At 43.0% G+C, this 23,495-nt stretch carries 27 protein-coding genes; 12 read left to right on the forward strand and 15 right to left on the reverse strand.

Translation table 11 applies throughout. The features are described from left to right. Positions 1–83: 83 nt before the first annotated feature. Entirely contained in the window at positions 84–1,364 is a 1,281-nt protein-coding gene (locus H562_RS0111260; protein ID WP_027377596.1) for a replication-associated recombination protein A, read from the reverse strand. A gap of 97 nt (positions 1,365–1,461) precedes the next feature. Here H562_RS0111260 and yidD point away from each other — a divergent pair, with 97 nt between their 5' ends. After that, positions 1,462–1,698, forward strand: a complete 237-nt coding sequence (yidD, locus tag H562_RS0111265; protein WP_027377597.1) for a membrane protein insertion efficiency factor YidD — start codon at positions 1,462–1,464, stop codon at positions 1,696–1,698. Positions 1,699–1,753: 55 nt separating this feature from the next. Next, positions 1,754–2,623, forward strand: a complete 870-nt coding sequence (gene lgt / locus H562_RS0111270; protein ID WP_027377598.1) for a prolipoprotein diacylglyceryl transferase — start codon at positions 1,754–1,756, stop codon at positions 2,621–2,623. 28 nt (positions 2,624–2,651) lie between these two features. Here the strand turns inward: lgt and H562_RS0111275 are convergent, their stop codons facing one another. Then, positions 2,652–4,166, reverse strand: a complete 1,515-nt coding sequence (locus tag H562_RS0111275; RefSeq protein ID WP_027377599.1) for a bifunctional ADP-dependent NAD(P)H-hydrate dehydratase/NAD(P)H-hydrate epimerase — start codon at positions 4,164–4,166, stop codon at positions 2,652–2,654. 133 nt (positions 4,167–4,299) lie between these two features. Between H562_RS0111275 and mscL the strand changes: the two genes are divergently transcribed. Then, positions 4,300–4,674, forward strand: a complete 375-nt coding sequence (mscL, locus tag H562_RS0111280) for a large conductance mechanosensitive channel protein MscL (RefSeq protein WP_027377600.1) — start codon at positions 4,300–4,302, stop codon at positions 4,672–4,674. Between the two features lie 141 nt (positions 4,675–4,815). Here the strand turns inward: mscL and H562_RS0111285 are convergent, their stop codons facing one another. Both H562_RS0111285 and H562_RS0111290 read right to left on the reverse strand, forming a co-directional pair. Next, positions 4,816–5,775 carry a D-2-hydroxyacid dehydrogenase gene (locus H562_RS0111285; RefSeq protein ID WP_027377601.1) on the reverse strand — a complete coding sequence of 320 codons (960 nt, stop codon included), beginning with the start codon at positions 5,773–5,775 and terminating at the stop codon, positions 4,816–4,818. Positions 5,776–5,779: 4 nt separating this feature from the next. Next, complete coding sequence (locus H562_RS0111290; protein WP_027377602.1) at positions 5,780–6,181, reverse strand: LNS2 domain-containing protein; 402 nt, start codon at positions 6,179–6,181, stop codon at positions 5,780–5,782. A gap of 346 nt (positions 6,182–6,527) precedes the next feature. Here H562_RS0111290 and idi point away from each other — a divergent pair, with 346 nt between their 5' ends. From idi to H562_RS0111315, 3 genes are all read left to right on the forward strand, one after another. After that, positions 6,528–7,037 carry an isopentenyl-diphosphate Delta-isomerase gene (idi, locus tag H562_RS0111305; RefSeq protein WP_027377603.1) on the forward strand — a complete coding sequence of 170 codons (510 nt, stop codon included), beginning with the start codon at positions 6,528–6,530 and terminating at the stop codon, positions 7,035–7,037. Positions 7,038–7,209: 172 nt separating this feature from the next. Further along, positions 7,210–8,289 (forward strand): glycine cleavage system aminomethyltransferase GcvT, encoded by a 1,080-nt coding sequence (gene gcvT, locus H562_RS0111310; RefSeq protein WP_027377604.1) that lies wholly within the window; start codon positions 7,210–7,212, stop codon positions 8,287–8,289. Between the two features lie 95 nt (positions 8,290–8,384). Further along, positions 8,385–8,834, forward strand: a complete 450-nt coding sequence (locus tag H562_RS0111315; protein WP_027377605.1) for a hypothetical protein — start codon at positions 8,385–8,387, stop codon at positions 8,832–8,834. 74 nt (positions 8,835–8,908) lie between these two features. Here H562_RS0111315 and H562_RS0111320 read toward each other — a convergent pair whose 3' ends face one another. Beyond that, positions 8,909–9,337 (reverse strand): Hsp20/alpha crystallin family protein, encoded by a 429-nt coding sequence (locus H562_RS0111320; protein ID WP_027377606.1) that lies wholly within the window; start codon positions 9,335–9,337, stop codon positions 8,909–8,911. 492 nt (positions 9,338–9,829) lie between these two features. Continuing rightward, the gene (locus tag H562_RS0111330) at positions 9,830–10,180 is read right to left on the reverse strand and encodes an arsenate reductase family protein (protein WP_027377607.1); all 351 of its coding nucleotides are present in this window, start codon (positions 10,178–10,180) and stop codon (positions 9,830–9,832) included. Positions 10,181–10,247: 67 nt separating this feature from the next. On the opposite strand from H562_RS0111330, the gene H562_RS0111335 reads away from it, so the two are divergent. Next, on the forward strand, positions 10,248–10,712 hold the full coding sequence (locus H562_RS0111335) for an acyl-CoA thioesterase (protein ID WP_027377608.1): 465 nt from the start codon (positions 10,248–10,250) through the stop codon (positions 10,710–10,712). A 100-nt stretch (positions 10,713–10,812) separates the two neighbouring features. Here the strand turns inward: H562_RS0111335 and rny are convergent, their stop codons facing one another. The 6 genes from rny to H562_RS0111365 form a co-directional block, all read right to left on the reverse strand. Continuing rightward, entirely contained in the window at positions 10,813–12,390 is a 1,578-nt protein-coding gene (gene rny, locus H562_RS0111340; RefSeq protein ID WP_027377609.1) for a ribonuclease Y, read from the reverse strand. 313 nt (positions 12,391–12,703) lie between these two features. Further along, positions 12,704–12,991 (reverse strand): cell division protein ZapA, encoded by a 288-nt coding sequence (locus H562_RS0111345; RefSeq protein ID WP_027377610.1) that lies wholly within the window; start codon positions 12,989–12,991, stop codon positions 12,704–12,706. Beyond that, positions 12,991–13,293, reverse strand: coding sequence for a hypothetical protein (locus H562_RS0111350; RefSeq protein WP_027377611.1), 303 nt, complete (start codon positions 13,291–13,293; stop codon positions 12,991–12,993). The genes H562_RS0111345 and H562_RS0111350 overlap by 1 nt, the downstream gene beginning before the upstream one ends. Positions 13,294–13,440: 147 nt before the next feature. Next, entirely contained in the window at positions 13,441–14,226 is a 786-nt protein-coding gene (gene porT, locus H562_RS0111355) for a type IX secretion/gliding motility protein PorT/SprT (protein ID WP_027377612.1), read from the reverse strand. A 1-nt stretch (position 14,227) separates the two neighbouring features. Continuing rightward, a complete protein-coding gene (ubiE, locus tag H562_RS0111360) occupies positions 14,228–14,947 on the reverse strand; it encodes a bifunctional demethylmenaquinone methyltransferase/2-methoxy-6-polyprenyl-1,4-benzoquinol methylase UbiE (RefSeq protein ID WP_027377613.1) in 720 nt (239 codons plus the stop codon). 10 nt (positions 14,948–14,957) lie between these two features. Continuing rightward, the gene (locus H562_RS0111365; RefSeq protein WP_027377614.1) at positions 14,958–15,527 is read right to left on the reverse strand and encodes a hypothetical protein; all 570 of its coding nucleotides are present in this window, start codon (positions 15,525–15,527) and stop codon (positions 14,958–14,960) included. 95 nt (positions 15,528–15,622) lie between these two features. Here H562_RS0111365 and H562_RS0111370 point away from each other — a divergent pair, with 95 nt between their 5' ends. From H562_RS0111370 to H562_RS0111385, 4 genes are all read left to right on the forward strand, one after another. Then, complete coding sequence (locus tag H562_RS0111370) at positions 15,623–16,690, forward strand: 3-oxoacyl-ACP synthase III family protein (RefSeq protein WP_027377615.1); 1,068 nt, start codon at positions 15,623–15,625, stop codon at positions 16,688–16,690. A gap of 65 nt (positions 16,691–16,755) precedes the next feature. Further along, positions 16,756–17,961, forward strand: coding sequence for a metallophosphoesterase (locus H562_RS0111375; protein ID WP_027377616.1), 1,206 nt, complete (start codon positions 16,756–16,758; stop codon positions 17,959–17,961). A 12-nt stretch (positions 17,962–17,973) separates the two neighbouring features. Beyond that, the gene (locus H562_RS0111380; RefSeq protein ID WP_027377617.1) at positions 17,974–18,468 is read left to right on the forward strand and encodes a GNAT family N-acetyltransferase; all 495 of its coding nucleotides are present in this window, start codon (positions 17,974–17,976) and stop codon (positions 18,466–18,468) included. Positions 18,469–18,546: 78 nt separating this feature from the next. Then, complete coding sequence (locus tag H562_RS0111385) at positions 18,547–18,789, forward strand: hypothetical protein (RefSeq protein ID WP_034691107.1); 243 nt, start codon at positions 18,547–18,549, stop codon at positions 18,787–18,789. 75 nt (positions 18,790–18,864) lie between these two features. Here the strand turns inward: H562_RS0111385 and alaS are convergent, their stop codons facing one another. The 3 genes from alaS to H562_RS0111395 are packed head-to-tail and all read right to left on the reverse strand — an operon-like array spanning position 18,865 to position 22,382. Then, positions 18,865–21,522: an alanine--tRNA ligase gene (gene alaS / locus H562_RS0111390; RefSeq protein WP_027377619.1), complete on the reverse strand. Its 2,658-nt coding sequence runs from the start codon at positions 21,520–21,522 to the stop codon at positions 18,865–18,867. After that, complete coding sequence (locus tag H562_RS15700; protein ID WP_169463278.1) at positions 21,479–21,733, reverse strand: hypothetical protein; 255 nt, start codon at positions 21,731–21,733, stop codon at positions 21,479–21,481. Before H562_RS15700 ends, alaS begins: the two co-directional genes overlap by 44 nt. Further along, entirely contained in the window at positions 21,720–22,382 is a 663-nt protein-coding gene (locus H562_RS0111395) for a YceI family protein (protein WP_027377620.1), read from the reverse strand. The genes H562_RS15700 and H562_RS0111395 overlap by 14 nt, the downstream gene beginning before the upstream one ends. A gap of 80 nt (positions 22,383–22,462) precedes the next feature. Between H562_RS0111395 and H562_RS0111400 the strand changes: the two genes are divergently transcribed. Continuing rightward, on the forward strand, positions 22,463–23,395 hold the full coding sequence (locus H562_RS0111400) for an ABC transporter ATP-binding protein (protein ID WP_027377621.1): 933 nt from the start codon (positions 22,463–22,465) through the stop codon (positions 23,393–23,395). Positions 23,396–23,495 lie beyond the last annotated feature (100 nt).

Here is a 23,495-nt window from a genome sequence, read left to right on the forward strand (position 1 = left end):
AAGATAAAAAAAACACCTGACAATCAGCCGGATGTTATGGTTTTAATGCTGTAAAATGGTTCTCATACTGTTTGACAAGATTACTATCTGTACTTATCTTTCCACTTTTTGCGCAGTTCTTCTGCAATTTTGTTTTCTGTGCTGTTTTTTCCCGGCGTATAAAAAGTGGTTCCTTTAATGTCCTCGGGCAGAAATTCCTGGTCTACAAAATTTCCCGCTTGCGAATGCGCGTAACCGTAATCTTTGCCGTAATCCAGATCCTTCATCAGTTTCGTAGGCGCATTCCTCAGATGCAAAGGCACAGGCAGGTTCCCGGTTTTCTTTACAAAAGACATCGCTTCGTTAATTGCTGTGTAGGTGGAATTGCTTTTCGGTGATACCGCAAGATACACCGCAGTCTGACTCAATATGATCCGCGCTTCGGGATTACCGATCATATTAACCGCCTGAAAACAGTTGTTCGCCATGATCAGAGCGTTTGGATTTGCGAGACCGATATCCTCCGAGGCCAGAATTACCATTCGCCTTGCAATAAATTTTATGTCTTCGCCACCCACCAACATTCGTGCGAGCCAATACACGGCACCATTTGGATCGGAGCCGCGCATGGATTTGATGAAGGCGGAAATAATGTCGTAGTGCTGTTCGCCGTTTTTATCATACAGCGCCATTGTTTCCTGCAAGACTTCGAGCACATCTTTGTTGGTAATGGTTTTCTTTTTTAAACTCTTAAAGTGGTTCAGTACATTTTCCACTGAATTAATGAGTTTTCTCGCATCGCCACCGGAGTACTGTATAAAGGCTTCTTTGTCTTTAATGGAAAAGGCAGTTCCTTCAACTTCATTGAACTTGTTTAATGAAATTTCCGCCAGCTCCTCCAGTTTTTCGAAGCTCAGGGATTTTAACACGTACACCTGACTTCGGGAAAGCAACGCTGAAACAACCTCGAAAGAAGGATTTTCCGTAGTAGCACCAATTAGTACGATCCAGCCTTTTTCCACCGCATGCAGCAGTGAATCCTGCTGTGATTTATTAAACCGGTGAATCTCATCAATAAACAGAATCGGGGATTTCCCGGAAAAGAGGTTTTGCTTTTTGGCTTCTTCTATAACCTCACGCACATCTTTTACACCGCTCGAAACGGCCGAAAGTTTAAAGAATTTACGCCCGGATTTTTCTGATATGATTTCTGCAAGCGTGGTTTTTCCCGTTCCCGGCGGCCCCCAAAGGATGAGCGAATTGAGTGCATCATTCTCGAGCATTTTCCGCACAGTTCCGTTCTTTCCGGTGAGGTGTTCCTGGCCCAGAACCTCATCCAGCGTTTTCGGACGTAGTTTTTCAGCAAGTGGTGTATTGGAGCTCAAAATAGATTCAGATTTTTGATAGGAGGTAATTCTGTAAGCGTAAGATAAAACAGAAACTTAAAGCAAATTTAAACTATTTGGTTATTTTTGCAACTCCATGTTCAACAAAATCATCACTTTTCCACTGGTCGTTCTCATCAAAATCTATCAGTGGTTTATATCGCCGATTTTACCCAGCAGCTGCCGGTACGAGCCAACCTGCTCCAGTTATATGGTGGAAGCACTGCAGGTTCACGGCATTTTTAAAGGCTTCTGGCTGGGCCTGAAAAGAATTGGGCGCTGCCATCCGTGGGGCGGTAGCGGCGATGATCCCGTGCCTCCGAAAGCAATATAATAAAGATATTTTGCTGCTTAAAACATTAAACCGATAAATTTTAGATATTAAAATTATGCTGAATTTTTTATACACGACGTGGGATCCATCCACCGGGATTCATTTGGGACCTGTAACACTGCACTATTACAGCCTTATGTTTATTCTGGCCTTTGGTCTCGGTTATGCCATCATGACGAAGATCTACAAGATTGACAATGTAAATACCAATTATGTGGAGCCGCTTTTTACATGGACGCTGATCGGTACCATTTTCGGAGCCAGACTCGGCCACGTAATTTTTTATCAGCCCGAACTTTTTCAGCAGGATTTCTGGTCGGTTTTCCTGCCGATCCAAACGAAACCCGAATTTAAATTTACAGGTTTCTCCGGTCTGGCCAGTCATGGGGCCACCATTGCGCTGATTTTTACCACACTTTATTATTCCTATAAAATCATTAAGAAAAATCCTTTCTGGGTATACGACCGGATCGGTATTGTAGTAGCTCTCGGCGGCGCTTTTGTCCGTATCGGCAACTTTTTCAACTCCGAAATCATCGGTAAGCCGGCACCTGAAAATTCCCCTTTCGCGGTTTTATTTCCTCAGCAAAGTTCCGAATACGGCAGCATTGTTCCGCGCTACCCTACGCAACTCTTCGAGGCTGCAGGCTATTTTCTGCTTTTCGTGCTGTTGTGGATCCTTTACCGCTACACCAATAAGAAATATCAGCAGGGCTGGCTTTTTGGGCTGTTCTTCATTATTCTTTGGGCAGTAAGGTTCTTTGTGGAGTTTTTAAAAGAACCGCAGGGTGATGAATTTATTCACTTCGCCGGTTTAAATACAGGTCAGGTCCTTTCAATACCGTTTATGATTGCAGGTTTTGTAATCATGTTCACAGCTAGGAACAGACCGATTACCGCAGAAGAAAATGCAAAACCGGAATAAGCTTTAATTTATAATAAATTCATCCTTTTCATTTATTGAAAGGGATTTTTTTTGAAAGGTATTTGAAAACATTTCCGAGTTCATTTATCAGATCACCTGGCAGCATGGCTTCTTTTGAGAACTTCTCTGCTGCGAGATCACCCGCTGCGCCATGCAGCCACACACCAAACAGGGCGGCGTCGCGGGGCGAATAATCCTGCGCAAGCAGAGAGGTGATCACGCCAAGCAGCGCATCGCCGCTGCCACCTTTTGCCATTCCGGAATTTCCGGTGGTATTGTAGTAAACCTTCATTTCGGGAGTTACGACCTGCGTATGGTGATCTTTCAAAACGATGTAGATCGCAAGTTCGCAGGCTTTTTGCCGCGCCAGTTCTAAACGCTCGAAAGAATTTGCAGTCTCACCAAAAAGCCGTTGAAATTCTTTGGGATGCGGCGTAATGATTGAATCCTTCGGAACAGCTTTTAAATATTCCGGATTTTCAGCAATGATATTCAGTGCATCGGCATCAATTACCAGCGGTTTTTCATAGGTTTTTAAAAAAGATAAAAATGCGGCGACAGTTTTTTCTGATGTACCAAGTCCCGGTCCAATCCCAGCTGCAGCATTTTCTTCAACAAAAAATTCTGTGAGTTCCGTTTTACCACCCGATACGAACATCGCTTCGGGACAGGAGATCTGCAGAATTTCATATCCACAGGTTGGCGCCAGCGTTACAGTAAGACCGCTCCCCGTTTTCAGAGCGGCTTTTGTAGCCAGAACTGCGGCTCCCATTTTTCCGAAACTTCCCGCGGCTATAAGTGTTTTGCCAAATGTTCCCTTGTGCGAAAAGTCATCGCGTTTCCTGTAAATCTTCTGAATCAGGTCTTCATCAATTGTGAAATATGGCGTTTTTTCTTTATTAATGAATTCGGCACTTAGTCCAATATCCAGCAGGTGAACTTCGCCGCAGAATTTTCCGCTTTCAAAATGCAGAAAACTTCTCCTCCAGAACTGAAAGGTCAGCGTATAATCGGCTTTAAAAATAACCGCGGAATGGGACACGAGCTGATCGGCAAGCAACCCGGAGGGGATATCAACAGAAATTTTTGGTACCTGCGCCGCATTCAGCTTTTCGATCACCGTTGCCAACCAACCTTCAATCTTGCGGTTCAGGCCTGTACCTAACAATGCATCAATAATTACAGACGTTTCACTAAACTGGAAAGTCTCCGCTTCCTTAATATCCAGAAAGGCTACACCTTCCACCGCTTTTAAGCGTTTAAGATGATGGGAGGCAGAATCCGATAAGTCTGCAGCAAAATCTCCAAATACAATTACATTCCGGCATCTATCCGCAAGAATACGTGCGAGTGCAAAACCATCACCACCATTATTTCCGTTACCACAAAAAATACAGAATTTTTCATTTCCGGTAAATCTCGCAGAGATCCAGTCTGCACAGGCTGTAGCCGCGCGCTCCATTAAATCAACCTCACCAACAGGTTCGTGCTGAATGGTAGACGCATCACATTGTCGGATTTGAGCTGCCGTAAAAACTTTCATCGTAAGTGTATTTAAACATTAAATTTAAGAATAATAAAAGCCCAATTACACTTATTGTGCAGAAAATATGATTTTTAAATGAATGTTCTAAAAAATATATACATTTGTTACATAAACATTAAAATATAAAACAATGGGATTTGTAAAGGAATTTAAAGCATTTGCGTTCAAAGGTAACGTGGTGGATTTGGCTGTCGCAGTGATCATTGGTGCGGCCTTTGGAAAAATCGTAACGTCGCTGGTTGAGGATGTAATAACACCGCTGCTGCTGAATCCGGCCTTAAAAGCAGCCGGCGCCGAAAATATTGCGAAACTTTCCTGGAACGGAGTCACTTACGGCAATTTCCTCTCTGCGGTGATCAGCTTCCTCTGTATTGCAATCGTGTTGTTTATCATCGTCAAAGCGGCAAACAAAGTTACAGGTCCCGCAGAAGTTCCGGCCCCGGCCGGTCCTACAAAGGAAGAAGAACTTCTGACCGAGATCAGGGATTTATTAAAAACTAGATGATCTTATTTTAGTTCTATCACGGTACGGAACTGTGAGGTTTTTGGTATACTGCGAACTGCAGATTCCGCTTTTGCCGAAGTGTGATCTCAAAAAAAATGAACGTCTCCACAAGCGTTCATTTTTTATATTATTAAATTGTATTTAGTGAACCTGCAGAATACTGCTGATCTGTTCCGCAAGCGAAATGCCAATGCGGTCCTGCGCTTCAAGCGTCGAAGCGCCGGTATGCGGAGAAAGCGAAATTTTCGGGTGATTCAGAATTTCTTTTGAAGGCGTTGGCTCGTGACTAAAAACATCCAGACCGGCAAAAGCAACCTTCCCCGAACTGAGCGCAGAAAGTAAAGCCTCCTCATTGATCACACCGCCGCGCGAGCAGTTGATGACCGCTACCCCGTTTTTCATCAGGGCAAATTCTTTTTCTCCGATTACAGCACCATTCTTTTGTGCAGGAACGTGAAGCGTGATGAAATCGGCATGTTTCAGAACACCTTCCAGCGGCTCCGTTTCAATATCTACGTTGATGAACTGATTGTTATAGAATTTCACTTTGATGCTCGCACGGCCCACATTGCTGTCTGCAGCGATCACACGCATACCCAGTCCCAGCGCAATGCGCGCCACTTCCTGCCCAATGCGCCCCATACCGATGATACCAATGGTTTTGCCACGAAGTTCGATCCCGTTGGAATAAGATTTTTTTAACTGCGCAAACTGGCTGTCGCCAACAGCCGGCATTTTTCTGTTTGAATCCTGCAAAAATCTGGCGCCCGAAAACAAATGCGCAAACACCAGTTCGGCCACCGATTCCGATGATGCCGCGGGCGTATTGATTACATGGATATTTTTGGAGCGTGCATAATCCACGTCAATATTATCCATGCCCACTCCGCCACGGCCGATGATCTGGAGCGACGGGCACGCGTCAATGAGCTCTTTGCGCACTTCGGTAGTGCTTCTCACGAGCAGTGTTTTTATTTTATATTCGTTGATGTAGCCGATCAGAAAATCCTGAGGGACCTTTTGGGTAATCACGTTGAAACCCTTGGCGGTAAGCGCCTCTATTCCGGACTGATCTAAACCGTCATTTGCAAGTACATTCATCTTTTTAGTCTTTAAAAACTTCTATGGTTACCTGTTTCTCGACCATATCTGTAAATTTCCCTTTATATCTTGTGGCTTTTACAAGGTGGTTATCGATCCAGTGGTAGTTGCCGCCACGCGGTTTGCCGCATAAAACACTGTGGTATTTAAAACCGTGCTTATCGAGCCAGTCGATGGTGATCTGTTTTAAATTTTCGGTTCGTGAGGTAAAAAAGCAGATAATGTGACCTTGGTCGTACCAGCGGTTAATGGTTTCCAGCGCATCCGGATAAGGCTTACAGTCGATCATTCTTTCAGGTTCCTCGTTGGGAACATCGTCGGTAATGGTGCCGTCGATATCAATGAGGTAATTCTTTATATCGCCTTTCAGCAGCGGACTCATGTGGTCCTTATATTCTAACTCCATCCCAAAAATTTTAAGAGGCAAAAGTACGATATTTCACCTATCCGCTGTAAATTATTTATAACCAGCATCTTATTTTTGGGCAAGCCCGCGCCTGCGCTGTTTCCCGGGCGCGGGCCGGGCTTTCCGCTGCAATTCCTCGCCCTTGCCCTGCGGGCAAGGGCTCCGGGATTTCCGCTGCAATCCCTCTTGCAGCAATTATATAAAAATTAAATTTACGGTTCTTATAAAAATTTCAGCAGGATTCTTTTTGTTTTTTCCTTTTGAAACATGCTTCAAAATCCGCCACCTTGCCAAAGTTTTCATAAAAATTTGAGTACATGACTATTTAAACTTAATTTTGTGTACTATGGAAGAACAGGTAGTTTTAGTCTCCGAAAAGGATGAAGTTCTGGGTCTGATGGACAAAATGCAGGCACATGAAAATGGGATTCTGCACCGCGCTTTTTCGGTGTTTTTATTTAATGACAAAGGGGAAATGCTTCTGCAGAAACGCTCGGCCACCAAATACCACTCACCCAACCAATGGACCAACGCGGTCTGCTCTCACCCACGAGCACACGAAACTTATCTGGAAGGCGCCAAACGCCGCATGAAGGAGGAACTTGGCATTGAAGCAGAACTGAGTCCAAAATTCCATTTCCTGTACAAGGCAGATGTGGGCCAGAATCTTTGGGAACATGAACTAGACCATGTATTTACCGGCGATTTTAACGGAGAAGTTCAGCTGAATCCTGAAGAGGTTTCTGAAGTCCGGTTCATCACCATGCAGGACCTCGAAAACGAAATGACGCAAAATCCCGGAAATTTCACCGAGTGGTTCAAGATCATTTTAAAGGAATACAAACAACACTTATAAATAGATTTAATAGACCGGAAAAAACCTTCGGGAAAACAGGGATTGTGGTCCTAGCCCCGATTGCAACGGCATACCGCCCAAGCGGTATACAGTGGAAAGCGGGTACACACTTCGATACAGCACAAATCCCGGTGCTCCTGAAAAAACGCAATAATTAATTAAAAGATATAAAATGAACAAGACGGCTTTGTACGAAAAACACGTTTCTCTGGGTGCCAAAATGGTGCCTTTTGCAGGTTTCGATATGCCTGTGCAATATTCCGGCGTCACCGAAGAGCATTTTGCAGTGCGCGAAAAAGTGGGCATTTTTGATGTGTCGCACATGGGACAGTTTTTTGTGGAAGGCCCGGCGGCAAAAGATCTGCTGCAGTTTGTAGGCACCAATAATGTAAACACGCTGGAGGACGGTAAAGCGCAGTACACCTGTCTGCCCAACGGTAACGGCGGAATCGTAGATGATCTTATCGTGTATAAAATGTCTGATGAAAAATATTTTGTAGTGGTCAATGCCAGCAATATCGAAAAAGACTGGAACCATATTTCAAAATACAACGAAAAATTCGGTGCGAAACTCACCAATGTCTCGGACGACATGTCGCTGATTGCAATTCAGGGTCCGAAAGCTACGGAAACTTTGCAGAAACTTACAGATACTGATCTTTCCGCTCTGCCCTACTATCATTTCACCGTGGGAACGGTCGCGGGTGTGGAAGATGTTATTATTTCAAATACAGGTTACACCGGGAGCGGTGGTTTCGAGATTTACTTCAAAAATATAAGCGCCGTAAAGATCTGGGAAGCACTTACCCAAGCCGGCGAAGAATTCGGCATCATGCCCTGCGGTCTGGCCGCGCGCGATACCCTGCGACTGGAAAAAGGCTTCTGCCTCTACGGCAATGATATCGACGACACCACCTCACCACTCGAAGCCGGTTTAGGATGGATCACCAAATTTGATAAAGATTTTGTGGATAAGGAATTTCTCGCGAACCAAAAAGAAGAAGGAATAACCAGAAAGCTGGTCGGCTTCGAAATGCAGGAAAAAGCAATTCCACGGCACGATTATCTGATATTTGATGCAGAGGGTCAGGAGATTGGAAAAGTTACTTCCGGCACCATGAGTCCGATGAAAAAGATAGGGATTGGTTTGGCGTACGTTGCAAAGTCGCACATCAAGCCAGACTCCGAAATTTTCATTCAGATCAGGAATAAGAATATTCCTGCGAAAGTGGTGAAAACTCCATTTGTATAAATAAGAAATCCAGCGAGAAGCAGGCAGAACAAGTGCCTGCTTTTTTTATGTGGCATTATTTTCGCACGCCTTTTCATCAACAAAAAAAATAAATTATGTCTTATATTAACAGAAGCATTGCAGGTTTAGCCGGCTCCCTGGCGCTGACCGGCGTTCATCAGCTATTTAAAAAGTGTCTGGATGGCGCTCCCAATCTGGATCAGGTGGGTGAAAAAGCAGTTGAAGCAACACTTGAGAAACTCGACGCACCAAAAACCGATGAAGAAGAAGTCTTTGCCGCGGCGATGACGGGAAATATCCTTTCGAATGCGTTGCTGTTCTCCACACTCGCCACATCTACCAATACCACGCAGATCATTGGAAAAACACTGGGAACGGGACTTTTGGGCGCGGCCGGAACCTTAGGTCTGGCCGATCAGTTGTTGGGCAAGAATGAAGCAACCAACACCGACCAGAAAAAATGGATGACCACGGGTTATTATCTTCTCGGTGCAATCGTAAGTATCAGCGTGTACAATTTACTGGAAAGCAGAAAAAGCAAATAAGCGCACCCCATAGAAAACAAACGGCGTCAGAAAATTTCTGCCGCCGTTTTAGGTAATAATTGGAATCTTGAAGTTTACTTCACTTCAATTCTCTTCTGCATCTGGGTCTGCGTTTCTTTCTTCGGAACGGTAATCTTCAGGATCCCGTCTTCGTATGTTGCTTCTATATTTTCATGTTCAACCACATCGGGCAATGTAAATGAGCGTTGGAAAGAGCTGTAGTTGAACTCACGGCGGGAAAAGGTGCCGTTGTCATCTTTCTCTTCATTTTCAGCTTGTTTTTCGCTGGAAATGGTGAGGATATCTCTTTCAAGATTTACATTAAAGTCATCTTTTTTCATTCCCGGTGCAGCGACCTGAATTTCGAAAGCACGTTCCGTATCTTTTACATTTACTGAGGGTGCGGTAATTCCGGTATTTGAAAAACCGGAGTTGTTGAAGTCGAATAATTCTTTGGTAAAGAAATCATCAAAAAAATTATTTCTTCTCATTAAACCAGTCATAGCATTTAATTTTTAAGGTTAAACATTAGTTGATTTGTAAAAGACTTCACCAAAAAGATACCATGCGGAATATACTGACAGGATTTCATAAACAACTAAGGTTCTGGAATTTATGTCAGGAATTCACGGTTGAATTCTGTGGGAAACTGAAATTTTGACAGAAACTATTTTGGAACGTGCTGAAAGCAGAATCTATTGCCGATCTGGGTATTCCTTTTGCAACGTAAGCCTTTCTTTGTTATTCCGCGGCATTGTTCTGTTTGTCCTACGCCTGGCGTTTTCTTCGGTGGCGTAGTGCCAGGACCTGAACGGTAAGGTGGCCGGCAGATTTTACAGGGCTGCAAACCGTTTTGAACTGCCTTGTCAAAGGCTAAAGCGGAGGAAACATTTTTCACCATTCTGCAGCTGCTCAAATGATACTTCGCGCCCGAAGGTGTTTTATAAACGGTCTGCGCAGATAAACCGACCGACATTAGAAATAAGAAAAAAACTTTAAGCATTTATAAATTGTTCCAGATTTCCGACCGTTTGTTTGTCATTACCAACAAAGATGAGTTCATCTGTCAGAAAAACCGGTCTTTTCAGAAAAGAATAGTGAGTCAAAAGGAGTTTTTTATAATCCAATTCTGTTAAGTTGTTCACATCAATACTGCGGGCTTTGAGCTGCGTGGATCTTCGGCTGAAAAGTGCTTCATAGGATTTGGTGTGTGCATACATCTCCGCGAGTTCCTTTTCAGTTAAAGGTGCGCTTTTAAGTTCGCGAAATTCCCAGTCTTTAAGATCAAACCTTTTCAGGATCTTCATACAGGTGTTACACGTTTTTAAATAAAATACCTTTTGCATATTTCAAATTTACCTATAAATTCAGGATTTTGGAAATTAATATTTACCTTTAAAAAAATAAAAATCAATGCAGCAGAAAACGGTTTTCCAGTTTATATCCGAACCCAGCGACGTAAATTACGGCGGCAATGTACATGGCGGCAGCGTAATGAAGTGGATCGACCAGGCCGGTTATGCATGCGCAAGTTCCTGGAGCTCGAGCTATTGCGTGACTGTTTATGTAGGGGGAATCAGGTTTTATTCGCCCATCAAGATCGGGCATATCGTAAAAGTGGAAGCCGAAGTCATCTACACCGGAAAAACGAGCATGCACATTGCGATCAATGTATTTTCCCGCAATATCAAAAGGAAGGATTTTGAAAAGAAAACGCACTGCATCATTGTTTTTGTCGCGGTAGACGACGATGGGAATTCCGTAGAAGTTCCAAAATTCAGTCCTGAAAACGAGCAGGAAAATCAGATGGAAAAATACGCCGTGAAGTTGATGGACCTGCGGAAACAGATCGAGGAAGAGATGAAACCGTTTATGTAGGGCTAAACTTTTTCGTAAAACCCCAAAATTTTAAAGTCCATAAAAACAGAAACTCCTTTCAGCACTGAAAGGAGTTTTCTTAAATAGTTGTTTGGAGTATTTATCTCGCGATATTCACCGCTCTCGTTTCGCGGATCACGGTAACGCGAACCTGACCAGGATAAGTTAATTCGTTCTGGATTTTTTCTGAAATGTCATACGAAAGCTGAGACGACTGATCATCATTGATGCGTCCGCTCTCAACCATCACACGGAGTTCGCGCCCTGCCTGGATCGCGTAGGCACTGGAAACACCGTCGAAACTTAGCGCTGCGGCTTCCAGATCTTTCAGTCTCTGGATATAAGACTCCAACACCTGACGTCTTGCCCCCGGTCTCGCGCCGGAGATCGCATCAGCTACCTGAATGATTGGCGACAATAAAGAGATCATTTCCACTTCGTCATGGTGCGCACCAATGGCGTTAACTACCTCGGGATTCTCACCGTATTTTTCTGCCCACTGCATACCGAGTAATGCGTGTGGCAATTCAGATTCCTGTTCCGGAACTTTTCCTATATCGTGGAGTAAGCCTGCTCTTTTGGCCAGTTTCACATTCAGCCCGAGTTCTGCTGCCATCGTCGCGGCGATATTCGCTACTTCCCGGGAGTGCTGCAAAAGGTTTTGCCCATAAGAGGAACGGAATTTCATGCGTCCCACGATCTTTACCAATTCAGGGTGAAGCCCGTGAACTCCAAGGTCGATCACCGTTCTTTTTCCGACTTCTATGATTTCCTCTTCAATCTGGCGTTTGGTTTTGTCGACAACTTCCTCAATTCTTGCAGGGTGAATTCTGCCGTCGGTCACCAAACGGTGAAGTGAAAGTCTTGCAATTTCCCGTCGGACCGGATCGAAACAGGAAAGAAGGATCGCTTCCGGTGTATCATCTACGATGATCTCTACGCCTGTAGCTGCTTCTAATGCACGGATATTCCGACCTTCGCGGCCAATAATACGTCCCTTTACCTCATCGGATTCAATATTAAATACAGAAACTGAATTTTCGATTGCCTGTTCAGTTCCAATCCGCTGAATGGTCTGGATGACAATTTTCTTAGCTTCCTGCTTCGCATTGAGGTGCGCTTCCTCCATAATGCTTTGTACGTGAGCCTGGGCGCGGGTTTTGGCCTCTGCTTTCAGCGCTTCTACAAGTTCATGTTTGGCATCTTCGGCAGAATAGCCGGAGATTTTTTCAAGGATCTCCACTTTCTGCGCCACTACAGCATTCAATTCCTGCTGTTTGCGCTCTATGATTTCATTTTTCTTGCTGTAATCAGCGATCTGGCGGTCAAGATCTTTCTCAAGTTTTCCTGTTCTGCTCAGATCATCATTTAGCTTCTGCTCTTTATCTTTTACCCTTTTTTCAGCATCCAGCATTTTTTTCTCGCGCAACTGAATATCAGCATCGTGCTGGGATTTCAGTTCCATAAATTTTTCCTTGGCCTGCAGATGCTTCTCTTTTCTGATGGATTCTGCCTGGTCTTTTGCTTTTTCCAAAAGGTTATCCGCATTTTTCTTGGCATCGTCGATAATGAATTTGGCTTTTGTATTCAGCGAGCTTTTGGAAAATACCATTCCCGCGACTGCACCGATCAAAAGACAAACAATGCCGACTAAAACAGCTATCATTGTTGTTGTCATATATTTCTATTTTTAATGTTCATAATTTTATTTTATTAGGTTATTCACTATTTTTAAAGTCCTGCTTCGATATTTAAATCTATCAGGTTAATGATAAGTTTATGAAGGAACTTCAGTCAAAAAAAAAGCCCACAACAGTTCACTGATATAGAGTAAACTCCTAATCAACACGATTTGAACTGATTTTCACTTTCTGTAATCCGAGCAAGTCGGCACGCCATTAAGTGAACATTCGTCCGGTTATTGTTTAGCGTTGAGTTTACCTGTAATGTGTTAGAACCATTGTAGGCAGTTATTTTCGGAAAAGAAAAATCTACTTTTCCATTTCTTCCAGCAGGCTGTTGAGCTGTTTCAACCGCTCGCAGGAGGCATTAATATTTTTTTCGTTAGTGATCTGCGCTACTTCGGCATTGGTTCCCAGTTTCAGGGCACACATGGCCAAAGCATCCTGTTTATCTCTAACATCAAAATTTTGTTCAAAATCTTTAATCATCGCTTCAATGGTTTTACCGACTTTGCGGAGTGTTTCTTCCTCTGCGGAAGGCACATTCAGTGGGTAATTTCTGCCGGCAATGTTGATGGTAATTCTTCTTACTTCCATTACAAACCGGTGTTTTGAAGTTCTGCAATACAGTGATCCACTTCTTTTATCAACCTGTTGATGTGGTTTTTCATCAGGCGGTTATGCGCGGGATTACCGGATATTGCGGAATAAAGTTTTATATTTTTCTGTTCTTCTGCTAAAACCTGATTTTTCTTTTTCTCCTCATCATACCGCTGCTTCATTTCTTCGTGCTCCTTTGCCAGTTCCAGATATTTTTCGGTAAGATTCTGATAATTTTTCCGAATGACCAATATCTTTTTTTCTAAAACCAAAAAATTATTTTCTAAATCTGTGAGCATTTTCAGGCTTAATTAATTCTAACTAAGTAGCAAAAATATAAAATTTAAATTTGAATTTGGGACTATTGAAAAAGTAATTTTGGAAACAGGACGCAAATCACCAGCACAATTCACGCCGGAGAGTTTAAAAAGGAAAAAAACAGTGATTTACTCGAACTTTAAAACAAACATAAGTGCGCGAGTTTTTGCACCCGAAATTGCAGCAGACCAGTATGGCGGTGTATCCGGATTGTCAGCTACCATTTCATTATTCATCATAAAAGTACCGCGGAAACCGGGCGTAAGTTTAAATCGGCTGAAGTAAAACTGTATTCCTATTTCTGCAGACCATGCGAAATTGCTCGATGTGGTGCGAAACAGGCCTTGGGAATTGTCATCGGCGGCAGTGCTGTTGGACTGCAGATTCAGCAGCCAGTTCACACCCGCAGCGGCATAGGGCCGGGAATTATACCATCTGTCACCATGAATTTCGATCAGAAATGGCAGGTCCACATAAGTTGATTTTACATTTCGAACTTTATCTGCATCGGTCAGTTCTCTGGGCGTAAAAGCCGGATATTGTGTCGTACCGGCAGCGTACTTGTCGTTACTTTGCGTATCGAACATTATTTCGCGTTCCACGAACTGCAGACCTGGCTCGAAGCGGAGATCAAAATTATCATTCAACCGAAACTTTCCAATTAAACCTGCACCGAAACTGTATGAAGATTTGGTCTGAACAAGGCTTTTCTGCCGGTCCATTCCATATTTGGGATCCAGCACAAGTTTGTAATCAAAGTTGTTTCCGGCAAGGTAAAATCCGTAACTGAATTTCTGGTTATCGAAACCCTCCAGATTATCCATACGGTCTTTGGTTCGGAACAGCTGTGCACTGGCGAGGCCGGCAATACAAACTGCAGTCAGGATATTCGTCTTCAATAATGTGTTCCGCATATTACTTTGTTGCCTTATAAATGGTTGCGATTCCGAAACTTAATTTTTTGTATTCCACGTTTTTGAAACCTGTTGCCAAAAGAATGTTTTTCATTTTTTCGCCAAAAGGAAAAGCATTTACTGAATCCGGAAGATAGGTATATGCCCTGCTGTCTTTGGAGATCAGTCTGCCGATTCGCGGCAGGATATTCTTAAAATAAAACATATAAAAAGGACTCAGAATTCCTTCGACCTTAGAAAATTCAAGTATAAAAACGCTTTTATTTTCTTTCACCACACGTCTTAATTCCGCCAGACCTTTTTCCAGGTTCTCAAAATTTCTAACTCCAAATGCAACGCAAACAGCATCAAATTTATTGTTTTCGAAAGGCAAATCTTCGGCATCACCTTTCTGCATGGATATTTTATCGTTCAGTTTAAGTCTCGCAATTTTCTCAATTCCTACATTAAGCATGAGTTGTGACAGGTCGAGACCCACAACCTTCGCGCCAGTTCCTTTCTGCACGGCAACAGCGAGATCACCGGTTCCGGTGGCCACATCCAACACGATTTGCGGCTGGTCTTTATTCATCCATTTCACCAGCGTGTTCCGCCAGAGAACATCAATCTTCAAAGAAAGGACGTGGTTCAACAGATCGTACTTTGGCGCAATATTATCGAACATTTCTTCGACTTCGCGCTTTTTGCCGGCCTCTGTATTGTATGGGGTTACCTGTTTCAAGTGGTGATTTTTAAAATTTGTAATAGTCCTTATAATAATTTAAGAAATCCTGTTTTCGGAAAATCTTTTTGCGCGATTCAACCGCCTGTACATTTTTTATTACTTTGTCGTAATCTTCGTCCACATTAAAGTAAAAATCATCTGTATATAATTTATAGAAATGCTCGGGTGCATTCAGATAATTCTTCTGATCGATCACTGTGGCTTTTCTTGCGGCGAGTAAAGAATCCTTGTTGAGATTATAGCCGTAAAACTGTTCATTAATATAATAATCCTGGTGTGCAATATTGAGTAAACCTCGGTCTTTATTTACCACAAAGCCAGAATCATAAAGCGGTTTTTTCTGCGCGTCGAAAACTTTTATCTGGTTTTTTCCTTTGTTGAGATCTACTTTTACCTGTTGTCCGGACGCTATGATGTTCTCGGCGCCGTTGTTAATTTTAAAGTAGAATGTATTTTCTGTCGGATTATCGACAAGGTAATAATTCTTCTTCGCCAGAAACAGAAAGTAAATTCCAAAGGCCAGTATAACTGTTAAAACCGAAATAATCAGCCCTTTTGTGGACGCGCTTAACTTCATAAATTTATAAAAAAACTTTTGCAAATTTAATAATAATTTTGTTTTATCCCGATACAATATAATTGTTAACTTTGCGCTAAATTTTGCAATAAAATATGCCCAACACAATCATAATAGGTTCCGGAAGTTACATTCCTACACAGGTTATCGGCAAAGACCATTTCATGAATTCTGTTTTTTATACAGATGAAGGCGACAAGATTACCAAACCTAATGAAGAAGTCATTCAAAAATTCGTAGATATTACCGAAATTGAAAACCGCAGATACCTTGAAGATGACGAATTGAATTCTGATCTTGGATACCGTGCGGCAAAAGAGGCGATTTCTGATGCCAACATAGACCCTGAATCGTTGGATTACATCATTTACGCCAGCAATTTTGGTGAGGTAGGAAAGAACGGCCATTCGAATTTTATGCCTTCCATGTCTGCGAGACTTAAAAACAAACTTGGCATCACCAACAGAAAGTGTATCAATTACGACATGATCTTCGGATGTCCAGGCTGGGTTGAAGCCATGATTCTGGCCGATACTTTAATTAAAGCGCAAAAAGCAACCACAATTCTTGTCGTGGGTTCCGAAACACTGAGTCGGGTTACAGATCCTTACGACAGAAATAAAATGATCTTTGCTGATGGCGCCGGCGCTGTAGTGGTAAAGGCAACCGATGAGGAAAACGTAGGAATTATAGCAGACAACACAGTGTGCGACAACAGTGCCGAACTTAACTATCTGGAGCACGCCCCATCATTAAAAAAAGATGAAGACCGAAACGCCATGTATATCCGCATGCACGGCCGTAAGATCTATGAATATGCGCTGAAATATGTGCCCGATGCCATCAAGGAAACCATTGATAAAGCAGGATTAACATTAGATGATATCGATAAGATCCTCATCCATCAGGCCAACGCCAAAATGGATTATGCCATGATCAGCCGACTGCATAAACTGTACGGTAAAACCGGTTATGATCACGATATTGCACCAATGACGATTCAGCAGTATGGCAATTCTTCGGTAGCCACGATTCCCACTATGTTTGACTTGATCATTAAAGGAAAAATGGAAGGCCAGCAATTCAAAGAGAAGTCAAACATACTTTTTGCTTCTGTAGGTGCCGGAATGAATATTAACGCGCTTGTCTACAGATTTCCTTAATCATTAATAAAAAATAAAGAAGAAGCACAAATTTGATTTTTGTGCTTTTTTGTTGAAGATAATATATGTTAAAAAATTTTCTCATCGCGACAGGAATTCTATTCCTTCTGGAATTTTATGTCTTCGGAGCTATAAAAACTGTGACTGCCAATTCATGGATACGGGCAGGTTACTGGATTTTTACTGCGTTGATCTACGGGTTTTTCGTTTTCGAACTGTTAAATATCAGCCGCTCGGATCCACGGCCACAACGCATGCAGATCGCTGTTTCGATTTTTTTAATGTTTATACTGCCAAAACTCTTCATCGCATTTTTTATGCTTCTTGATGATTTAGGCCGCGTTTTTACTTATGCGATCCATTCTGCCTCACATGCAGAAACCGTATATCCGGGGCGGCGGAAATTTCTAAGTATCGCCGGTCTGGGGCTGGCCGCAATTTTCTCGGGGTTGATCCTGGATGGAATTGTTTTGGGTAAATACCGCCACCGCGTAAGAAAAGTAAAACTGAAGCTGGCAGGTCTTCCGTCGGCATTTAAAGGGTATAAAGTGCTGCAGATCTCCGATGTGCACAGCGGGAGTTTTCTGCATCCCGAAAAACTTCAGCACGCAGTCGACCTTATCAATGCGCAGAACGCTGATCTGGTGGTTTTCACCGGTGACATGGTCAATAACTTCGCTGAGGAATTCAGACCTTTTGTTCCGATGTTCTCGACCATTAAAGCAAAAGACGGTAAATTTTCGATTCTGGGAAATCATGATTATGGTGATTACGCAGAATGGAATTCCCCCGAAGAAAAAGCGCAGAATATTCCCAAACTTACGGCGCTGCAACAGCAGGCAGGATTTAAGATGCTTCGCAATGAGCATACTTTCATTGAAAAAAACAGCCAGAAACTTTATATTCTCGGTGTTGAAAACTGGGGCGAAAAACCATTTCCGCAGTTCGGCGATCTGAACAAGGCCTCTGCAGGCGTACCGCCGCAAGCCGCTAAAATCCTGCTGAGTCACGATCCAACCCATTTTGATGCGATCGTAAAGAAACATCCGTCGAATGTTCAGCTTACACTTTCGGGACATACACACGGCATGCAGTTCGGTCTTGATCTGAAGAATGTGCGCTGGTCGCCGGTACAGTACAGGTATAAAAAATGGGCAGACCTCTACGAAAGCGAAGGGAAATTGCTGTACGTAAACCGTGGTTTCGGCGTAATCGGTTATCCGGGTCGTGTAGGAATAGAACCGGAAATCACTTTATTTGAACTGAGTTAACGGTTTTTTAGTATGATTTCTTTTCACCAGGCCTCAGAAAATGACATTGAAACTTTGCGGGATCTTGCCGAACGATCCTGGCAAAGCGCCTATGCGGAGATACTTTCGCCACAACAGATCGCGTACATGCTCGAAAATATGTATTCACCTTCTGCCCTTTTAAATGATCTTCAGAATACGAACTACCGCTATTTTTTAATTAAAGACCACAACTCTGCTTTGGGCTTTATCGGTTTTGAATTCCATTATGAAAGAGTTACCACCAAACTTCACCGAATTTATCTACTCGCTCAAGCAAAAGGCAAAGGCATTGGAAAAAATGCGCTGGAATTTTTGAAGAACCAGGCCAGTGACGTAAACGACAGAAGGATCATACTGAATGTAAACAAGAACAATCCCGCGCAACATTTTTACAAAGCACAGGGATTCAGCGTTTATGCAGAAGGTATTTTCGATATTGGATCCGGTTTTGTGATGGATGACTATCTGATGGAACTCATTCTTTGAACCGCATTTTTCCGGCGTGCTGTTTTTTTTGGTATGATTTTAGGTTCCTCTGAATTATAACTATTAAAAAATAAAATTATGACACGCATTAATTTACTCTCAAAGATTCAAATGTTTGCCCTGGCAGCAATGGCAAATTTCGCTGTGGTTCTTGTAAAAGCGCAGGAGAAAGCACCTGATTTAAAAGTAGACCTCGATGTAAACAAAGGCGATAACATGGGCGCTGACTGGATGAGCAATCCTCTGGTTTGGGTAATCGGAGCACTTGTACTGATCATCATCATTGCAATGGTTGCCAGAGGCGGAGGAAATAAAGCGTAGTATTACACTTATATAAAGCAAATCCCGAAAATTAATTTTTTTCGGGATTTTTTGTTTTTGTTAAAGACCTGCGAACTACAGCGCCAGCGCTTTTTGATATGCATTTTCAATACCTGCGGGATTTTTACCACCCGCAGTTGCAAAACCGGCATTGCCGCCACCGCCGCCCTGAATTTCTTTTGCCAACTCCTTCACAATACTGCCGGCATTGTAGGTGTTTTCCAAATCAGCAGAAACTCCTACCGTAATCAAAGGTTTTGAATCGGCATCCGAAATTACGACAACCAAAGCGTTGTCCATTTCTTTCTTCAGTTGAAAGACAATATCCTTAACACTTGCTGCGTCCAGAGACACCTTTTTTACGAGCAGCATTTTATCACCGGACTGCACGAAATCACTTTTCCAGTTTGCAGTTTCGCCCTTTGCCTGTGCTTTTTTTAATGAGTCGATTTCGGATTTCAGCGTTGTGTTTTCGTCGAGCAGTTTCTGCACAGATTTCGCAAGATCCTTTGATTTCAAAATGATGGAAATCTCCTTCATTTGATTTTCGAGCTCACTGTAATATTCTGCAGATTTATCGCCGGAGATCGCTTCTATCCTGCGAATTCCCGCTGCCGTGGAACTTTCGTTACGGATCTTGAAATGACCAATCTCGCCGGTGGCTTTCACATGCGTTCCACCGCAAAGCTCACGCGACGAACCAAACTGTATCATGCGCACTTTATCACCGTATTTTTCACCAAACAGAGCCATTGCGCCTTTTTCCATGGCTTCAGCAATCGGAATTTCACGGAATTCTTCCAACGCTATATTTTCCTTGATCTTAGCATTCACTTTCTCTTCCACAAGCTTTAGATCCTCGTCGCTCATTTTAGAAAAATGCGAAAAATCGAAGCGCAGGTAATCGGGCCCTACAAATGAACCTTTCTGTTCCACGTGCGTGCCCAAAACCTCGCGCAGCGCCTCATGTAACAAATGCGTAACCGAGTGGTTGGCCTGTGTATTTTTCCGTTCCGAAGAATTGACTTTCGCGTAAAATACCGCACCCGCATCTTTTGGCAGATCTTTAATTAAAGAAATGATGAGATTATTTTCTTTTTTAGTTTCTAAAACTTCAATGATCTCTGCGCAGTCTGTAATATTAAATACATTTGGTGCCGAAATATCGAAACCTTCAGCATAACTTGGGATCAGTATTCCCTTGTCTCCGATCTGGCCGCCACCTTCCGGGTAAAACGGCGATTTCGATAACACGATTTGGTAAAATTCACCTTCCTTGTTTTCTATTTTTCGGTAACGCGTGATATAAGTTTCGGTTTCTGTCTGATCATAACCCACAAAGGATTCAGGTTTTTCCTCCAGAATAACCCAGTCGTGAACTTTCTGCGCCGAAGATTTTTTCGAACGCTGTTTCTGCTTTGTCATTTCTTCTTCAAAACCCTGCTCATCAACGGTCAGTTTTTTTTCTTCGGCAATGATTCGCGACAGGTCGGCCGGGAAACCATAAGTATCATAAAGTTCGAAAACGGCAGCACCCGGCAGCGTAGATTCATTCCGTGACAGTGTTTCACCGATTACGAGATCAATTCTCTTCAGGCCGTGTTCAATTGTTTTCAGGAAAGATGTTTCCTCTTCTTTAATGACTTCTGTAACGAGTTTTTCCTGCTTCACAAGCTCGGGGAAAAATCCGCCCATTTCATTTTTAAGGATGGCCACGAGTTTATAAAGAAATGCTTCTTTCATATCCAGAAAACGGTAGGAATAGGAAATCGCGCGCCGCAGGATCCTGCGGATTACATACCCTGCACCACCATTAGACGGCAACTGGCCATCGGCGATTGCAAAAGCTACTGCGCGGATATGGTCGACCACCACGCGGATGGCGATGTCTTTCTCATTTTCCAGGACCGCGGTATATTTCTTACCGGAAAGTTCCTCCACCTTAGCGATCAAAGGCGTAAAAACATCCGTATCGTAATTTGATTTTTTATTTTGAAGTGCCATGCAAAGCCGCTCGAAACCCATTCCGGTATCGACGTGCCGTTGCGGTAATTTTTCCAGACTACCATCGGCTTTACGGTTGAATTCCATAAAAACAAGATTCCAGATTTCCACAACCTGCGGATGATCGTTGTTTACAAGCTCAAGGCCCGAAACAAGTGTTTTTTCCTCATCCGAACGCAGATCGACGTGAATTTCGGAGCACGGGCCACACGGTCCGCTCTCGCCCATTTCCCAGAAATTATCTTTTTTATTTCCGTTGATGATCCGGTCTTCTGCGATATGGGATTTCCAGAAATTGTACGCTTCCTCATCGCGACCGAGATTTTCCGAAGCATCACCTTCAAAAACAGTAACATATAAATTTTCTTTCGGGATTTTATACACTTCAGTAAGCAGTTCCCAGGCAAAACCGATGGCTTCCTTTTTAAAGTAATCACCAAACGACCAGTTTCCCAGCATCTCAAACATCGTGTGGTGATAAGTGTCGCGACCTACATCATCCAGATCATTGTGTTTTCCCGAAACGCGCAGACATTTTTGCGTATCGGCGATTCTGGGCGCACGTGGCTCGCGGTATCCCAAAAAATAATCTTTAAACTGCGTCATGCCGGAATTCGAGAACATCAGTGTAGGATCATCCTTCAGCACGATGGGCGCAGACGGCACTATAAGATGTTCTTTTTCTTTAAAATAATCTAAAAACTGCTGTCTTATCTGTTGGGAAGTCATCATTAAAATAGGCTTTTATAGTTGGCATCACGGCATTTTCGTGAGCACGCAAATTTAAGGAAATAATCACAAAAATTTCAGGTAATATTTGGCGTCGTGTTTTGGATATTTTAGGTTTAAAAGCGACAGCTCCGCATGAAAAATCCGCGCTTTTAAAAAAGGACGGATTTACTGATTTTTTATTTTGCCAACCGGGATCATTTCTGTTCAAGAGCCTTTATGAAAATCTGAAGATTTACCTCATCTTTGATTATTCCGTTTGCGAGTGGCAACTGAAACTTCACTCCAAAATCTTCGCGCTTAACGTCTTTCGGCTGTGTAGCAATACTTATTTCGCCATCTTTCACCGACACATTGGCGTGGAACTGTACCGGTTTGGTGATTCCTTTTATGGTCAGATTTCCATCGAGAACTGTATTGTAATCGCTGCCTGCGGCATTTTCGGCGACGCCGGTAATCTCGTAGGAAGCGGTTGGAAATTTTTCAACCTCGAAAAAATCACCGCTTTTCAGGTGGGTGTTCAGTTTATTCAGATTTTCAGCATCATCTTTCAGGTCCACAGATGTTAAAGTCGTCATGTCAGCAACAAATTTTCCGCTCTCCAGTTTCCCGTCTTTCACAGTTACGTCGCCGCTTTCGAACCGAATTGTTCCAAAATGACTCGTATTGTCGGACTTCACCACTTTGAATCCGCGCCATTCAATCTTGCTGTTGAGCGTATCTACCGCATACACACTGCCGTCTTTGGTTACAGTAGTTTCGTTACTCTCGCTGGTCAGGGGCTTGTCCTTGCCACAGGAAATCAGGAATGCTCCTGCAAATACGGCGGCTAAAACTGTAGCTGTGAGAACTTTTTTCATCAATGAATCTTATTTAATGGTTGCCGTGCTAAAATAACAAAAAATTCAATAGTAAAGGGCAAAATCCTTATTTTTGCCGTATGCTTTTGGAAATTAAAAATTTAGATTTTTCGCACAACGAAGAGAACAGTCTTTTCCGGAATTTCAATCTGCAGATCGTTGCCGGAAAGGTAGTGGCGCTGGCCGGCGAAAGCGGCTGCGGAAAATCCACACTTCTCAATTTAATTTACGGGCTCCTTGACCGGCAGAAGGGTGAAATTATTTTCGATGGCAGGTTAATTTTCGGACCCGAAAAAAACATTGTTCCGGGCGAAAGCGACATGAAACTCGTGGCGCAGAATTACGATCTGATGCCTTACGTCACCGTTGCCGAGAATGTGGGCAAATTTATCTCCAACATTAATTTAAAGGAGAAGAAAGAAAAAGTAACTGAACTGTTGCAAGTGGTTGGCCTGGAAATGTACGCTGATGTATTGCCGAAATACCTGAGCGGTGGCCAACAGCAGCGCGTGGCGTTGGCGCGCGCACTTTCTGTTTTACCCAAACTTCTGCTGCTTGACGAACCTTTCAGCAATCTGGATTTTTCGCGAAAGATCGAACTTCGTGAGCGGCTTTTTAATTTTGTTAAAGAAAAGAACATTTCACTGCTGATTTCCACACATGAGATTCAGGAAATCATGCCGTGGCTGGATCGGATCGTGGTCTTGCAGCAAGGGCGGCTCATTCAGAACGACAGCGCCGAGGAAACGTATAAGCAGCCGTACAACGCATACGTTGCTGCATTGTTTGGTGAAATCAACATTTTCACAGATGAAGAAAAGGCCAAATTTAACCTGTCGAAAAATATTTGGTATGCGCCTGAAATAAAGATTTCTGCCGATGGTCAGGAAGCCCAGGTTCTGGAAAGCCGTTTTTCCGGCAATCATTACTGGAACAAAGTTTTGCTGGATGATAAACCACTTGTCATCTATACGCCCGGACCAATCTCCGGTCAGGTAAAACTTCAATTTTGAAGAGAAGGCAAACAAGAAATACGAATTGAAAAAGTACAGGCAATCTGTTGACAAAAGTCATTTTGCTTTTTTACTTTCGAAAATATTCTTAGCTTTGTTC

Origin of the sequence: Kaistella palustris DSM 21579 (assembly GCF_000422265.1) — a bacterium.
In the GTDB taxonomy this organism is placed as follows: Bacteria; Bacteroidota; Bacteroidia; order Flavobacteriales; family Weeksellaceae; genus Kaistella; species Kaistella palustris.

Coding starts and splice junctions, on each gene's coding strand:
- yidD (WP_027377597.1), top strand. CDS start 1,462: ATGTTCAACAAAATCATCACTTTTCCACTGGTCGTTCTCATCAAAATC.
- lgt (WP_027377598.1), top strand. CDS start 1,754: ATGCTGAATTTTTTATACACGACGTGGGATCCATCCACCGGGATTCAT.
- H562_RS0111275 (WP_027377599.1), bottom strand. CDS start 4,166: ATGAAAGTTTTTACGGCAGCTCAAATCCGACAATGTGATGCGTCTACC.
- mscL (WP_027377600.1), top strand. CDS start 4,300: ATGGGATTTGTAAAGGAATTTAAAGCATTTGCGTTCAAAGGTAACGTG.
- H562_RS0111285 (WP_027377601.1), bottom strand. CDS start 5,775: ATGAATGTACTTGCAAATGACGGTTTAGATCAGTCCGGAATAGAGGCG.
- H562_RS0111290 (WP_027377602.1), bottom strand. CDS start 6,181: ATGGAGTTAGAATATAAGGACCACATGAGTCCGCTGCTGAAAGGCGAT.
- idi (WP_027377603.1), top strand. CDS start 6,528: ATGGAAGAACAGGTAGTTTTAGTCTCCGAAAAGGATGAAGTTCTGGGT.
- gcvT (WP_027377604.1), top strand. CDS start 7,210: ATGAACAAGACGGCTTTGTACGAAAAACACGTTTCTCTGGGTGCCAAA.
- H562_RS0111315 (WP_027377605.1), top strand. CDS start 8,385: ATGTCTTATATTAACAGAAGCATTGCAGGTTTAGCCGGCTCCCTGGCG.
- H562_RS0111320 (WP_027377606.1), bottom strand. CDS start 9,337: ATGACTGGTTTAATGAGAAGAAATAATTTTTTTGATGATTTCTTTACC.
- H562_RS0111330 (WP_027377607.1), bottom strand. CDS start 10,180: ATGCAAAAGGTATTTTATTTAAAAACGTGTAACACCTGTATGAAGATC.
- H562_RS0111335 (WP_027377608.1), top strand. CDS start 10,248: ATGCAGCAGAAAACGGTTTTCCAGTTTATATCCGAACCCAGCGACGTA.
- rny (WP_027377609.1), bottom strand. CDS start 12,390: ATGACAACAACAATGATAGCTGTTTTAGTCGGCATTGTTTGTCTTTTG.
- H562_RS0111345 (WP_027377610.1), bottom strand. CDS start 12,991: ATGGAAGTAAGAAGAATTACCATCAACATTGCCGGCAGAAATTACCCA.
- H562_RS0111350 (WP_027377611.1), bottom strand. CDS start 13,293: ATGCTCACAGATTTAGAAAATAATTTTTTGGTTTTAGAAAAAAAGATA.
- porT (WP_027377612.1), bottom strand. CDS start 14,226: ATGCGGAACACATTATTGAAGACGAATATCCTGACTGCAGTTTGTATT.
- H562_RS0111365 (WP_027377614.1), bottom strand. CDS start 15,527: ATGAAGTTAAGCGCGTCCACAAAAGGGCTGATTATTTCGGTTTTAACA.
- H562_RS0111370 (WP_027377615.1), top strand. CDS start 15,623: ATGCCCAACACAATCATAATAGGTTCCGGAAGTTACATTCCTACACAG.
- H562_RS0111375 (WP_027377616.1), top strand. CDS start 16,756: ATGTTAAAAAATTTTCTCATCGCGACAGGAATTCTATTCCTTCTGGAA.
- H562_RS0111380 (WP_027377617.1), top strand. CDS start 17,974: ATGATTTCTTTTCACCAGGCCTCAGAAAATGACATTGAAACTTTGCGG.
- H562_RS0111385 (WP_034691107.1), top strand. CDS start 18,547: ATGACACGCATTAATTTACTCTCAAAGATTCAAATGTTTGCCCTGGCA.
- alaS (WP_027377619.1), bottom strand. CDS start 21,522: ATGACTTCCCAACAGATAAGACAGCAGTTTTTAGATTATTTTAAAGAA.
- H562_RS0111395 (WP_027377620.1), bottom strand. CDS start 22,382: ATGAAAAAAGTTCTCACAGCTACAGTTTTAGCCGCCGTATTTGCAGGA.
- H562_RS0111400 (WP_027377621.1), top strand. CDS start 22,463: ATGCTTTTGGAAATTAAAAATTTAGATTTTTCGCACAACGAAGAGAAC.